9 protein-coding genes are annotated in these 14,365 nt (G+C 46.7%); 1 reads left to right on the top strand and 8 read right to left on the bottom strand.

The window, feature by feature from the left end; translation table 11 throughout:
• Window positions 1-3 precede the first annotated feature (3 nt).
• The 7 genes from AC6F33_RS06225 to AC6F33_RS06195 form a co-directional block, all read right to left on the bottom strand.
• Entirely contained in the window at window positions 4-3,408 is a 3,405-nt protein-coding gene (locus AC6F33_RS06225) for an AAA family ATPase (RefSeq protein ID WP_480947512.1), read from the bottom strand.
• The gene (locus AC6F33_RS06220) at window positions 3,395-4,600 is read right to left on the bottom strand and encodes an exonuclease SbcCD subunit D (RefSeq protein WP_255747036.1); all 1,206 of its coding nucleotides are present in this window, start codon (window positions 4,598-4,600) and stop codon (window positions 3,395-3,397) included. Before AC6F33_RS06220 ends, AC6F33_RS06225 begins: the two co-directional genes overlap by 14 nt.
• Complete coding sequence (addA, locus tag AC6F33_RS06215) at window positions 4,597-8,343, bottom strand: helicase-exonuclease AddAB subunit AddA (RefSeq protein WP_255747034.1); 3,747 nt, start codon at window positions 8,341-8,343, stop codon at window positions 4,597-4,599. The genes AC6F33_RS06220 and addA overlap by 4 nt, the downstream gene beginning before the upstream one ends.
• Window positions 8,333-11,830: a helicase-exonuclease AddAB subunit AddB gene (addB, locus tag AC6F33_RS06210; protein ID WP_255747033.1), complete on the bottom strand. Its 3,498-nt coding sequence runs from the start codon at window positions 11,828-11,830 to the stop codon at window positions 8,333-8,335. The genes addA and addB overlap by 11 nt, the downstream gene beginning before the upstream one ends.
• Before the next feature lie 199 nt (window positions 11,831-12,029).
• Entirely contained in the window at window positions 12,030-12,320 is a 291-nt protein-coding gene (locus tag AC6F33_RS06205; RefSeq protein WP_255747032.1) for a thiamine-binding protein, read from the bottom strand.
• Window positions 12,321-12,344: 24 nt separating this feature from the next.
• A complete protein-coding gene (locus tag AC6F33_RS06200; RefSeq protein ID WP_255747031.1) occupies window positions 12,345-12,782 on the bottom strand; it encodes a peptidylprolyl isomerase in 438 nt (145 codons plus the stop codon).
• A gap of 14 nt (window positions 12,783-12,796) precedes the next feature.
• On the bottom strand, window positions 12,797-13,471 hold the full coding sequence (locus tag AC6F33_RS06195; protein WP_255747030.1) for a phosphatase PAP2 family protein: 675 nt from the start codon (window positions 13,469-13,471) through the stop codon (window positions 12,797-12,799).
• Window positions 13,472-13,585: 114 nt separating this feature from the next.
• On the opposite strand from AC6F33_RS06195, the gene AC6F33_RS06190 reads away from it, so the two are divergent.
• On the top strand, window positions 13,586-14,032 hold the full coding sequence (locus tag AC6F33_RS06190; protein WP_480947513.1) for an OsmC family protein: 447 nt from the start codon (window positions 13,586-13,588) through the stop codon (window positions 14,030-14,032).
• Here AC6F33_RS06190 and AC6F33_RS06185 read toward each other — a convergent pair.
• Window positions 14,019-14,345 (bottom strand): hypothetical protein, encoded by a 327-nt coding sequence (locus AC6F33_RS06185; RefSeq protein ID WP_480947514.1) that lies wholly within the window; start codon window positions 14,343-14,345, stop codon window positions 14,019-14,021. The two genes, AC6F33_RS06190 and AC6F33_RS06185, sit on opposite strands and share 14 nt — an antisense overlap.
• Window positions 14,346-14,365: the final 20 nt, after the last annotated feature.

Genomic DNA, 14,365 nt, shown 5'->3' with positions numbered 1-14,365 from the left:
ATTTCAGAGCATTTCCATGTGCACGCGACTTCCTCTGCCCGATGGGACCGCAGGCGAAACAATTAATCGTCGCGGCAGTCGCTCACGCATCTCAGGCACGTGGCTGATGACACCGATTGCTAAACGCCGCATATGCAGCTTTTCGAGTGCGGTAACCACTGTATCAAGAAGCTCGGGGTCGAGCGAACCAAAGCCCTCATCAAGAAAAAAGAATTGAAGCGGAACATTGCCCCGGAGCTGGATCTGTTCTGAAAGAGACAAAGCCAGAGCAAGCGAGGTTAAAAACGTTTCTCCTCCTGATAAAGACGAAACCGGGCGATAAACACCGCCGTTCCCATTGTCTCGAATAACAAAACCGCCGTCCTCATCTACTTCAAGTACATAACGGTCATGTGTCAGTTCACCAAGCCGTTTCGATGCGGCGGCGCAAACCTGTTGAAGCTGCTCTTCCGCAACGAATTCGACAAATGCATTGCCGCGAAAAACGCGTTGCAATTTTTCATACTGATCGGAAGCCTTCTGATTTTTCTTTCGTTCCGATTCCAGCTTAAGGAACAATTTATGATCTTTCTCTAGATTTTCTCGTTCTTTTGAAGCGGCGCCAACGCGTTCTATCAGTGACTGCACCTTCTCCTTCAGTTCCATCCACTGCTGTCGCAATTCATCCAGTTGATTTTTAGAAACCGATTGATCACCGAGTTTTTCAGAGATTGACTGAATTTCAGAAGAAAGCTTTGTTGTCTTTTCTTCATAGCTTATCAGATTTTCAGAAAGCTTGACCCGCACGTCATCGCTTAAGTGAGCCTTTTGTACTTGATCACGCTTTTCAAATTGGGAAGCAGCGAGCCGTTCCTCCCATTTTGCACTTGCTGATTGATATGTCTTTTCCGCCCGTTCCTCTCGTGCAGAAGCATTTGTACAGTCCTTATCAACACGGTGATACGTGTCTATTGCGGCTTGAGTAATGCGTTCGGCAGATTCCATTTCTTGTTTCAATCGGACCATTTCCTGCTCAACATCGAGTGCCAATTGTTTCAGTGCCATATCTTCGCTTAATTCCAGCGCGTGTAATTGGTCGCGCCACTGAAGCAACGATCTCTCTGCCGCTTCCTGTCTGCCGACCCCTTCGCTCCATTGCTCGTCAAGGCTGCCTAAGGCCTCCTGATCTTGACCAGCTTTTTGTTCAAGTTGGCCAAGGTCTTTTTTCATCCGCTGTACCTCCAAGCGCAAGTGCTCCGCCTTTTGATCAGATTCACGGATCGCGTTAGCCTCTTCCTGTACTTTTTTGAATGAAGAAAAGCGGGTATTCCATTCATTTAACCGCAGATCACGTTCCCGTTTTCTTTCGATTGCTTGGTCTTTAAGGGACGACATCTTTTCTATGTACATGGCAGATCGAGCATCACATGTCGAGTGTTGTGATTCGATAGTACGCGCTCGGTCCAGCTGCGTCGCCAATTGATCCGCAACCTGCAGCTGATCCTGTTTCTCCTCTTTAATCGCGAGCGTGATTCGATTGAGCAGATCCTTTATACCGGAACGCTCCCATTCTGCGAAATCAACTGATTGATCCATGTCATGATTTTCTCGACTAGACGGTGATGCTGCCTGCACAGAAGCGGGAAAGGCTTTCGCCTGCTGCTCTAATTGTGCTGTGCAGATTCTGGTTTCCTGAAGTTGATTCATTAAGAATTCAGTTGTTTTCTGATAAAAAGTTCTCTTTGCATCAATTTCAGTCTCTGAAAGCATTTCATCTCCTGCCACCGGAGTTGGATGGTGAAGCGCGCCGCATACCGGGCACGGCTCGCCGTCACGCAGTGCAGCAACCAATTGCAACGACAGATTATGGCGATTGATCCGGTCGCGTTCTTGCTCAATTCCTTTGTTTTGCATGTCAACAAATGTCTGCGCAGATCGAATGAGCCTGCTTGTATTAACAGCGCGGTTATAAATTTCCTGATTTTGATTGAAAAGCGATGAATCTTTTTTATTAATCTGCTCCTGCTCACTTTCAAGATGCTTGATTTCCTGTTCGCATTTTTCAAGTGTGTCGCGCAGTTGAATCCATTCACCGCGTTTCTCGCTAAGATAAACATCTAGAGTATCGATCTCTTTTTTTTCTTGCAGAGCTTGTTGAATGAGCGTTCGTCTGTCGCTTGGCACTTCCAGTGCCGTCAGTTCACGCTCTTTCTTATCCAGGCTCGCCTTCATTTCATTAAAGTGCTTCTGCTCTTGCTCTAGTGCTGTTCGCGCCTTGCCTCGTTTTTGCTCGAGCGATTTTTTTTCTGTTTGGAGCTCTTGCAAAGCGTTCAATTCACTCTTAAGCTGATTTTGAATCGATGCGCCTTGGAGAAATTTTTGTTTACTCTCATCAAGCTTCGGCATTTGCTCATCCAAATTTTTCTTTATGCCTTCACGTTTCTTTTTTACCGCTTCAAGCTGTGCCTTTTCAAGATCAAATCGGCGTCGTGCTTCCACGTGTTCATTTTTTGCCTTTGTCGCTTCCAACTCTGTATCGCTCAACGCCTCTAGGTAAGGCATCAACTTATCCGCTGCCTCATTACGATCAAGCTTGATCCTTATTGTTTCATAGTTGTCCTTTTCCCGGATCAACTCCTGAAGTACCTGAGTCTTTGCTTCCTTGTCTTCAATCATGCTGTAGATCTGCTCAAATAATTGCTTCTCAGCTTCCACGTGCTCAAGCTTAGTCCGCGATAAAGTGAGTTCATGCTCAATCTCTGTGCATCGTTTGATTGCCGCGTTGACCGCCTCTATAGATGCATCACCAAGCATTGCCTGCTTCTCAACAATAATCTGGAGCTGCTGTTTCCGTTCGTCGAATGCTCGTTTCAGACGTGCAGATAATTCATCACCATATTTTTCAAGATGAAAGAGCCGTTGGAGCATCTTGCGACGATCATTACCTTTGAGTGTCAAAAATTCAGCGAATTTACCTTGAGGCAGCACAACCGCCCTTGTAAAATCATCATGTGTCAATCCAAGAATCTCTTGTACGGAACGCGTCAAATCACGTTCTTTATCAGCAATCACCTCATTGACGGCGTCAAGCTTCAGCAAACGGCAGCTTGCCAGACGCAAACCGCCGTCCTTTGTGCGCTTATAGCTGCGTTCCGCGCGGTATCGTTCCGTTTTATCTCCGGAAAGTTCAAAGGTGAAACCAACCGACATCTGTTCTTCAAGCTGATTTAAGATCCCGGATGTGTTATTTGCCGCACGCTCCACCGTTCCATAAAGTGCGAGCGTAATTCCATCCAAAATCGTCGATTTTCCGCTTCCTGTCGGACCGAAAATGCCGAATAATCCGTCCGCACACAACGCTTCAAAGTCAATATGCTGTTCCTCACGAAAACTATTCAATCCGTTTAAGGTCAATTCAATCGGTTTCATTCGGAACCCTCCCCGCCGCAACTTCACGCGCGGCTTCATCCTCGTCAATCAGCTGCATGAATAGACGAATAAGATCGGTACCAGGCTCAGCGCCATCTGTCTGCTTTTTATAAAATCGAACAAAAAGTTCATCAATAGGCAGATTAGAACGTTCAGAACGTTCTTTGTCTTCTTCAACACTGTTGTATATCGGTCTTATGGTGACGATCCGCGGACGTGCTTTACGTAGTGCTTGAATGTCATGCATGCTCATGGCTTCATCCAGCCGGATTTCCAAATCAATCCATGCTTCAGGATCACGTGCTTCATCAATCCACTGATGCACTTCATTTAAGCCATTCTCCGCATGCCATCGAGTCAGCGGACGACCCGATTTAAGTTCAATCTCTCTTAATGCAAGCGGTGCACCAGGCATACCCTCAAGAATACTAATTGATTTAGGCCTGCCGGCTTCTGAAAAACTATAAGCAAGCGGCGATCCGGCATATCTTGCCGGAACCGGTGAGTCCAATAAGTTTTGCGGTCGGTGCAGATGTCCGAGCGCAACATATTGAGCAGAACGAGGAAAAGCAGATGGATGGACTGTATAAGCACCGCCTACTTGAATCGGCCGTTCAGAATCAGATTCTTTGCCTCCTGCTGCAAAAAGATGAGTCATCAAAATGTTCACTGCATCCTTATTAAACGACTTTGCCTGCTCACGAAAAAGCGCAGCAAGACGTTCGTTATATGCAGCCTTAATCATGTCTTCATCATTGATTTCACTGAGACATTCATTTAAGCGGGATTCGGAAGGATAAGGAACACACCCGAGCACGAGTGTCTCGTCTGTCCTTTTGATCGGGATGACCAGGGGCTTAAGCACTGGCCGACCGACAATGGTTATGCCCTGCCTTCCGGCGAGTGGCCTGGAAGCCTCCAGCCGCTCCGGACTGTCATGATTACCGGCAATGATCAGAACAGGACGTTTTCCGCCGAGTGACAAGCGCTGCGCGGTTTCGTAAAAAAGTGCTTCGCTAGCAGCAGGAGGATTAACCGTGTCAAAGACGTCGCCCGCCATCAGAATCGCGTCGACATTTTCTTCGTCCGCAATGCAGCAGATTTCATCCATAACCTGCTCCTGTTCCTCTGCTCTTGAGCGGCCCTCAAGACTGCGCCCAAGATGCCAGTCGGCTGTGTGCAAAAGTTTCATGACTGATTCCCCCCGCTTGTCAGATCGATAAAGCAGCCAATATCAAAAGCATAAAGACCGACAAGTGCTACTTTCTGCTTCCAAATTTGTTCAATGGCTTGTCTGTACAGATCGAGCTGCACTTCATAACGACGTTTCAGTTCAGCTGCAGCAGTTTCCTGATCAGGAAAACGACCGGAAAGGTGATCGGTTTTATAATCCAAAAGAATTAATCCGTCTTTATCTTCAATAATGCAATCAATAACGCCTTGAACGAGCACCGATTCTTGATGATTTGATCGTTTCCATGTTGGATAAACATCATCTGTCGATAAAGCAAGACTGAACGGACATTCTCGGACAACTTTACTCGCTGCTCGCATCTTTTCTCCGATCGGTGTCTGGAAAAATTGATATACTGCTTCATAATCGAAACTCTGCTCCTGCACGTCAGTAATCACTTCATTTTCTACAAGCACGCGGCCTTGTTCCTGAAGCTGCTCCTGATCATCGACTTTATTTAAATTTAGATGCTGCATAAACAAGTGAAGTGCGGTACCTCGCTCAGTTGCAGAGAGTGCAGATTGCTGCAGGAATTGTGGACGGTCTCTGCCGATCGAGGAAAAATGTTCCGGGTCGCTAAGCAGGCGATCATCGGTCCCATCGCTGAAGTAGTCTTGCTGTGCTTTAATTTCCGTAACCGTCTGTTTCGCCATTGATGTGGTGGCCGCAAAATCGGGATACGACCACTCGAGACGCTTTGCGACCTCATCCTGAAATCCGGAATGGGAAACGACAGCTTTACCTTGATGAAGTCTCTGCAGACGTTCCCGATTCACGGCCTGACGATGATCCTCTGCTTGAGTAAGTCCTGAAGCAGCAATAATCTGTACGATCCATGAAGAGGGGTCCATTGATACTGCTCTCTTATCAGGCTGATCATCCAGCAAGTCATGAAGTGCTTCAGCTGCGTGATGACGCGCAACTGCCGGGAGAATCCAATCAAAGAAGGTTACGGCAGACGCACGCGCATCTTCCGGAAGCAGCCACTCCCTGGTTTGCAGAACAGGTCTGAATTTCTCTATTTGTTTTTTCGCGTCTTTAACGGTTCCAATCAGAATCAGTTTTTCTTTTGCCCGCGTAACCGCGACATATAAAATACGTAATTCTTCAGCAGTCGCATCCGCTTTCATTCGTTCTTTGATCGCCAAATAAGGCAGCGTGGGAACACTGGTACGCATGTCGGGATTAATCCATTTCGTACCGAATCCCAAATCTTTGTGCAAAAGTGCTGGTTCAGCGGTGTCACGCATGTTGAACCGTTTATTCATACCCGCAACGAAAACAACAGGGAATTCCAATCCCTTGCTTTTATGGATGGTCATAATGCGAACAACATCTTCCTGCTCACTAAGTGCACGTGCTTCCCCAAGATCGCCGCCGTTTTCTCTCATTCTTTCAATAAATCTGAGAAACCGAAACAGTCCGCGAAATGTCGTTTTTTCATATTGACGCGCGCGATCGTAGAAAGCTTTCAGATTTGCCTGGCGCTGCGTGCCTCCAGTCAATCCGCCGACATAGTCGTAATAACCGGTATCGCGATAAATTTGCCAAATTAATTCAGCAACCGAATGATTTTTAGAAAAATCACGCCACTCTTCAACCTTTTCAAGAAATAAACTCAATCGTTGTGCTAAATCTTGTTCATTGTCTTCTGTATAACGTTTTAAGGCATGATAAAAACCTGATTCCCGATCAGACATACGGATGGCAGCCAATTCATCCGCGTTTAACCCGATGATCGGGGAACGCAGAACTGCCGCGAGCGGTATATCCTGCTCCGGGTTGTCAATCACTTGCAGAACAGAGAGCATGACCGACACTTCCACCGTGTCAAAATAGCCTCTGGATAACTCTGCATAAGCGGGAATAGCGCGGCGTCCGAGCACATCTTTCATGACTGCCGCGGATGTGCTTGCAGAGCGCAGCAGAATCGCAATATCTCGATAGCGGATTTGACGCATATGTCCTAAATCACGATCAAAGACTTGGTAGGACGGGGATGTTCCGTCGCCGATCATCGCCTGAATTCGATCGCCGATCGCACTCGCCTCAAGTTCCGAGGAGTCCAGATCGTCTGCGCCCTCCGAATCTTCATCTTCAGCACCAGCGCGATTAATCATTTCCAGATCAATTGGACGGCTCTCCTGAGGGTAGCTCGCCCCGCAGCGCAATTCTGCTGCGGCATCATAAATCACACCGCCGACCGCCTCGTCCATGGTTTGTCGAAAAAGAAAATTCGCTCCGTCGACGATTTCCTGCCTGCTGCGGAAGTTGTTTGACAGATCAATAACTTGTCCATCGCTTTCCGGCGCGGAAAACAGTTTATATTTTTCAATAAAGAGTCCTGGTTCGGCTAATCGAAATCCATAGATACTCTGTTTTACATCGCCAACCATGAAGAGATTGCCTCCATGGGTACTGTCTTTAGTAATTAATTGAATAATCGTTTCCTGAACACGGTTGGTATCTTGATATTCGTCAATCATTACTTCATTGAATTGCGCGCGGAACTGTTCGGCAACCACAGACGGCACCTCGTGATTCGTCGAAGACCCTTCGCCGCGCAAAACAGTGAGACATTCATGCTCCAGATCGGAAAAATCGAGAACGGCTTTGCGCCTTTTTTCCTTTTTAAACTGCTTGGTGAATGCCTTTACAAGCTCAATGATCAGATCAACAGAAGGTGCCATATCACTTAGATCGTTCAGACATTCTTCAGAAGAGCGCGAAAACCATTGCTGCTGCAGCTCAGCAACTGTGGTCTTAATCTTATCTCGTATTTTCTTTACTTGATCCTTGAGCGCTGCGTCAACCTCTTTACCGCGAATCGCCTTCAGCTTGCCAAATGACACGGTCAGACACACAGAACGAAGCGTCTCCCAATCTGAGTCTACCTTAGATAGAATTTGCTGCAGTGCCGCCAAATCTTCAGTCAAAGTCTCCGCGTAAGCCGCAGGACCTCCCGGTTCGCCGCACAACCGTATCGCATCTTGAAGACTATGGACTGCTCCGGAAATCGTGCGCCATAATGCCTTCTTCAAATCAGACAGCCATCCGAATTGATCCAGTCCCCTTGCACTGTCCACACGATAGGCTTCAGCCATTTGATCCAGCCAATGCTCCGGCCAGGGATGACTCATCGAAAATTCATAAATACGTAAAAGCAAATGATTCAATGCATCATCGCTTCGGTCACTTGAATAGCGATCCACCAAACGATAGAATTCCGGATCGTCTGCTGCATAATACTTTTCGAGAAGATCATCCAAGACCTCCTCACGCATCAGCGCTGCCTCCGTTTCATCAAGCAGGCGGAAGCCTGGATCAAGATCAAGAAAATAATAGTATTGCTTGACGACCGACATGCAAAAGGCGTGCAGAGTCATGATTGACGCTTTGCCAAGCAGCCCCTGCTGCCTCCGCAAGAATAAATTTTCAGGCTCATCAACCAACCGCTTTTCGATTGCCTGTCCAATACGCTCGCGCATTTCAGACGCCGCTGCTTTTGTAAAGGTAACAATCAGCAAGTCATCGATATTCACACGTTGATCCAAATCCGTCATTTTTTGGATGATACGTTCAACAAGAACTGCGGTTTTTCCGGAACCTGCTGCTGCAGCGACAAGCAAATCATGACCACGTTCTGTTATTGCACGCCATTGTGCCTCTGTCCATTTTCTTTCTTTCGGGTTAGTGCTCATCCGGTTTCTCCTCCAACTTCGCCAATTTGCCTAAGACATCCTCGTCCTTCATCTTTTTCAACAAGCGATACTGATTGCCAGGTTGTGATTGATCAAAACGGCAAACCGGACGAAATGAGCAGTAGGTACATGGGACTTGCCCATTCATTTTAAAGGGGGTGATCGACACATCGCCGTCAATAATTTTACAACCGACGTCCGTCATCACCTCGCGAGTGTAGCGTCGAAGTGTTTTGAACTCCTGCACACCTGCGAGTGACGAACTTTTGTAGAAATCCCCGTTCTTTTTAATGCCGAATGGCGCAACATCCGAAATCTTTCCTTCTGCAGTCTTATCTGTCAGGAGCAGCGCGTCTTCATCTTCAAGAAGTAAACCTTTCATTTTAAAGTGCTTGTAGAGTTCACGTTCCAGCTGATCCTCCGGCAGTTTTTCATCCAAATTCAATACAGGGTTATGCACATGGAAATAAAGCACACCTGCAGGATCAGCTTCAGAACCCAGCCATTGTTTCGAATACGTGATGATGACATCAAGATAGGTCAGCATTTGAAGCGCAAGGCCGTAAAAAATCTCTGACAGATCAAGAGTTTTCGAACTCGATTTATAATCGATTATTCGTAAAAGCAACCGCCCCTGTTCGTCTTTGGCTTGATCCACACGATCGATTCGCCCGACAACATCCATTCTCGCTCCGTGTTTTAAAGGAAAGCTGAGCGGAGGCAGCGGTCGGCCGGGACCGAAAGGAAGCTCAAGACTCACTGGGGAAAAGCCACTCGACAATGCGTGACGGCGGAGGACACGTGCCACACGTGCCACGACCTGTGCCAACTTATGCTGCAGATATCGATAACGGTTCGAACTGGTCAGAATCTGTCTCTGCAGACTCGGTGCAAGCTCATTTACTGTGCCTGCTGCCAATTGATCGCATTCCTCCGGCGATAGATCTTGCCAGCTTCGATTTTCCTTCATAATCTGAGCGGTCATCTGTTTAATCGCCAAATGAAAAAGCTGACCGATATCAGGAGCGGCTAATTGAAAAGCTTCCCGTTCCTTGAGATTGAGCCCATAAGACGCAAATTGCGAAAATGGACAGGAATTGAATTTTTCCATTCGTGAAACGCTCGTCTGGATCGTCTGCCCATATAAGGCAAGAGCCGAATCCGGGCTGAGACGCTCATCATTGCGTGCAAACAGACCGGCCAATGCCATGTGTGCCGCACTGCCCCACTCGCGATGCACCGTAAACCAGTTATAGGCATCCCACCATAGTTCGGCAATCGGATACCCATTTTTCCATTCGCGAATTTGAGCGGAGAGAATACTTACCGTTTTTCTTGGTGTATTGATGAATGCAAGCTGCTCCTCATCCTTCAGGGTTCTTGGTTCTGCGGGCGCCAGCTGCACCTGCAAATCCGGGTAAAAGTGCCGCAGTCGAGAAATGAGTGGAGAGGGTCTCAGCGACTCGCCGTCTTCAGAAGCGAGCGGATAAGAAATAAAAAGGCGCTTCCTTGCTAGTGTCAGTGCGCGATAAATCAGTTCATTCTCACCAGCCATTTGTTCTGATTCGCCTTCAGCCACCGTTACGCCTTCATCGAGCAGCAGTTCACGATCCTTACCGGAGAACAGTCCCTGATCTGTTGGTTTCGCCGGCAGTACCCCTTCATTAACGCCCAGGAGGAGGACATCCTTCATTTCTGACGACCGCATCCGATCTAAACTGCCAACCAGCACTTGATCCAATGCCGGCGGGACCATCGCAAATTCCAGTGCATCAAGCCCCGTGTCGACAACCTTTATAAACAGATCGAGCGTCATCTGCTCGTCTCCTGCTGTTTCCACACATTGATCAAGCAGATCCACAACTGCTTTCCATGCCTGTCCGTGTGCCTTTGCTTCGGAAAGCTTTTGCTGTTGGTCCGCTGTTCTTGCCAGCCGTTCGAGCTTTTCGGGAATGGTCATATCGATCAGAAAACGGTAAAGTGCTTCGCATTGTTCGGAGACCGTCGTCGCATCTCCTAATCGTCGCTCCAAGGAAGCAATCGGCTGTGCAACAAGCATGCGGTATTTATTGATCGTCTTTTCTGCATGTTCTTCAGCTTCTGATTGTGCTCTCGTTTGCTCCTCCAGCCCCCTGTAGATCCGATAATGCCATGGATCTTCATCGGTCCACTTTTTCCCATAATAGCCGCGTGCGATTACATAGTTTTCCAGCTGATCCATGCCTTCGCGGGCTTCCTTTAAATTGAAATCAAATGGAATCAAGAAATCAGTTTTCACGCAGCGGAAGATCGGTTCATAACGCCAATTTTGTTGGATCGTTTCCAGCACTGAGCGAATAAATTCAATGAGAGGATGGTGTTTCATCGGACTTTTTTGATCAATAAAAAAAGGAATCTGATAATCTTTGAAAATCGTTTCAACAAGATCGCGATAGTCTGCCAGATTACGGACAAGCACCGTCATTTCACGGAAACGGTCACCATGGACACGTGCACAGTGAATGATATTGCGTGCCGCCTGCTCCACTTCCTCACGGCGATTTGCAGCTTCAGTCATCGTGACTCCATCCGTTTCCAGGCTTACTTGAGAAGGATACTGTCCGAAATGCAGACACATATTTTTTAAAGACACTGACTGATACCGTAATGCATCGGTTTGAAAGACAATGGGTTCAAGCATTTGATCATTCATCTCTGCTCGTTCCTTGAGCTGCAGAAACAATAGTGCGGGATGGCGAAACACAGAAAATTCATCCGGTGCCCGATCGTAGATCTGATCCGTTCCTAAAGCAATGGTGACCCGTCTGCATGTTGCCATCAGCCGTTCAACCACCAACATTTCCTGCGGCGTCATGGTCTGAAAACCGTCAATCCAGACTTCCGCCTGTTTCAGAAAATCAGCGTGATCCATTCGCTCCACCATGAGCTTTAGATAATCCTCACTATCAATATATTTTCCTTCCAGAGCTTGGCTGAACGATTGATAGATGAGCGACAAATCATGAAGCTTGTCCTTCAGAAGGAGCCGTTCCGCGCTGTCTCCTTTAAGTTGTTCCGCTTCAGTGATCATTGCTTCCGGTTCAAGACAAAAACGTTTAAATTCAATCAGCGTATCGCCAAGCAGATCGTAAAAGCCGTTCTGCTGAGATGCCTTTTGAAAGAGTCGAAGTTTCGTTTTATTCTGCTCAACAATTTTGCGCAGCAGCATCGACACACCGGTCGCATTCAAGTGTTTTCGCGTGGCTCCGCCTGCCTGCTGCAAGACGCGCAGTGCAAGACGCGGCATGCTGTACACATTCAATCGGGTCATCCCGCCAAGTCCCGCAGTGGATGCCAGTGCATACTCCATGCTGAATGTCATATGTTCGGGAACCAAATAAATGAGCGGTTCCCCATCCGGCCGTTCACGCAGATGGCTGCGAATTTCAGATAAGCACATCGCCGTTTTACCCGTTCCCGGCCGTCCCAATATAAATCGGACAGACATCAGTCTCCCCCCGTTTCATTGTATCTAAATAGATCTGAACAGATCGTTAATTCGAAAGTTAATTACTATAATTATAGCATATACAGAACATCAGTTCTTTTCATTCGCTTGACCAGCTAAATGAAGATTCATTGACAAAAAGCCGCAGAGATTCGCGTCTCTGCGGCTTTAGTTATACTCATTCAGTTATTCCTGCACTTTACTTCCGGTATTTCCCTACTTTTTCTTCGATCGAAGTACCTTGAGGGCGGAAATGAATTTTTACTTCCGCCGCGACTTCATCAGCACCCGCTTCGACCGTTGCATATACCGTTTTTTTCACGACATCGAGCAGCTCGTCAAGTTCTCCTTCAAGAATCGTTTCGAGTGCTGTTACCTCATACTTTACACCTGAGTTCTGAATGACTTTAATTGCTTCATCAACCAGTCCGTATGTGTCCTTTTCTTTTGAAAAGGGAAGAATTTGGAGCCCTACATTGCTGATTGGCATGTGAAAGTCCTCCTCAACACTGATTTAATCTTCGTCCCAAACTTTTACAGCCTTCATGACATCGCCGTTCTGCATTTTAAGAACTGCATCGAGTCCGCTGGTTACTTGTCCAAATACAGTATGCACGCCGTCCAAATGCGGCTGGGGTTCGTGAACAATGAAAAATTGGCAGGAACCGGTATCCTTTCCTGCATGTGCCATCGAAAGCGCACCGGCAACATGCTTATGCGGATTACCGTCAGTCTCGCATTTAATCGTGTAGCCGGCATCGCCCATCCCTGTTCCTGTCGGATCGCCGCCCTGGCTGACAAAACCCGGAATCACACGGTGAAAAGTTACCCCGTCATAGAAGCCTGAGTTCGCAAGCTTTTCAAAATTGGCTACTGTATTCGGTGCTTCCTCCGGGAAAAAATCAATAGCGATCACGTCGCCGTTTGCCATTGTAATCGAACCTTTTTTCATAAACATCCTCCGCTCTAACGCCTTTTATCGGCGCGTTTTGTCTCAACCTTTCTATTATATACAAAAATGAGAACAATCGCTGAAATACCGACTAAAAAACCGCCGACGCAATACCCCGCGAGAATATCCGTAAAGTAATGGACACGTAAAAAAGGCCGGCTGAATCCAATCAGCAAAATCATCGTCAGGCCGATAACAGCCCACGCGATTCGAATCCATTTTGTTTTTATTAACGGAAGAATAAGCAAAATGAGCAATCCATAGACAGTAGACGCATTCATTGCATGTCCGCTTGGAAAACTAAAGCCGGTTTCATGCACAAGGTGCTGGAACGGCGGACGATCACGCATCACCCAATTTTTCAGTACACTGTTCAGCTCACGCTCAAACAAAAACACGCAGGGAAGCAGAATAGACGAAAAAAAACGTTTGTAAACGAAGAGATAAATCATGAAGAGAGCAATAATCCAAAGCAGCAGTCTGCTTGAGGCAAAATCGGTAAACTCTGAAAAAAAAGTGACCAATATGGGAATTCGTATTGGATTAAGGCTCTGAACAAGTGCACGATCTGCCGCCTGAACAGCAGGTTGCCGGATCGCAATAACCAAAATTAAAAAAAGCAAAATACAGATCATGCTGAACCATAACCATGGAATGATTGATTTCTTTTCGTTTTCTGTCAATGCCACAATCGCTACCTCCTAATCTTAAGCATGATCCGTTGCAGAGCGTTTGATTTATGCTACGATAACAGAGATTCAATGCATGTCTCTCTTTTATTCATAGCTAAGGGGATGAACATTATGACAGATTTTCATTTTGAACTGAACGGTTCATGGACAGGATCCTGGGACGGCGAGGGAAAAATACAGACAAACGGTCTATCATCTGCGATTTCAGTTGATCCGGCCATGTCGGGAAAAGGCATCGGAACAAACCCGGATGAATTATTAATCAGCGCGCTCGCGTCCTGTTACATGATCACCCTGGGCATTCGATTAAAAAAAGAAAAGATTGCTTATCACCGTATCGATATCCATACCAAGGCGACGGTCACAAAAAAAGGCGGCCTGCATTTTGAGAACGTCACCCATTACCCGACGATCCGTTTAGCTGAGCCGCTTACTAAGTTACTTAATGACCATCTGACAACCTGCATCCATAAAGCGGAACAGGACTGCGTCATTGCAAAAGCAGTCAAAGGAAATGTGAAGGTCACCGTTGAACCGACGTTTATCAGCGAATCTTAATTTGAGTGTTTTTCACAAATGCTTTTCCTTTGTAAAAAGCAACTTGTGCAGAAAGAACCGATTGTTTTGCCTGACGCGCTGCATCTTGGATCTTGCCTTTTTTCTGAGTGATATCCGATTGAATGCGTGAAAGATTGCGTGTGAGTTCATCTTTTTCATTCAGAATTCCTTCAGTTTGATCTTCTAATTTTGCACTGGTCTTTGAAATTTTCTCAATGGATCCGTTCATCAATTTAACCGTCTTAGCAGCGGAAACAATGAATGCGATGATTGATGCAACAACAAGCGCAAGACTTAGGTAAACGATAATCATTAAAAATACGCTCCTTTCAG

The sequence above is a fragment of the Sporolactobacillus sp. BBK16-2 genome (assembly GCF_059878335.1).
The sequence above is the reverse complement of the archived record's forward strand: the minus strand, read 5'-3'. Positions and strand labels throughout refer to the sequence as shown.

Excerpts from the sequence above, each read along its gene's own strand:
- AC6F33_RS06225 (WP_480947512.1), bottom strand. The coding sequence starts at position 3,408 with ATGAAACCGATTGAATTGACCTTAAACGGATTGAATAGTTTTCGTGAG.
- AC6F33_RS06220 (WP_255747036.1), bottom strand. The coding sequence starts at position 4,600 with ATGAAACTTTTGCACACAGCCGACTGGCATCTTGGGCGCAGTCTTGAG.
- addA (WP_255747034.1), bottom strand. The coding sequence starts at position 8,343 with ATGAGCACTAACCCGAAAGAAAGAAAATGGACAGAGGCACAATGGCGT.
- addB (WP_255747033.1), bottom strand. The coding sequence starts at position 11,830 with ATGTCTGTCCGATTTATATTGGGACGGCCGGGAACGGGTAAAACGGCG.
- AC6F33_RS06205 (WP_255747032.1), bottom strand. The coding sequence starts at position 12,320 with ATGCCAATCAGCAATGTAGGGCTCCAAATTCTTCCCTTTTCAAAAGAA.
- AC6F33_RS06200 (WP_255747031.1), bottom strand. The coding sequence starts at position 12,782 with ATGAAAAAAGGTTCGATTACAATGGCAAACGGCGACGTGATCGCTATT.
- AC6F33_RS06190 (WP_480947513.1), top strand. The coding sequence starts at position 13,586 with ATGACAGATTTTCATTTTGAACTGAACGGTTCATGGACAGGATCCTGG.
- AC6F33_RS06185 (WP_480947514.1), bottom strand. The coding sequence starts at position 14,345 with ATGATTATCGTTTACCTAAGTCTTGCGCTTGTTGTTGCATCAATCATC.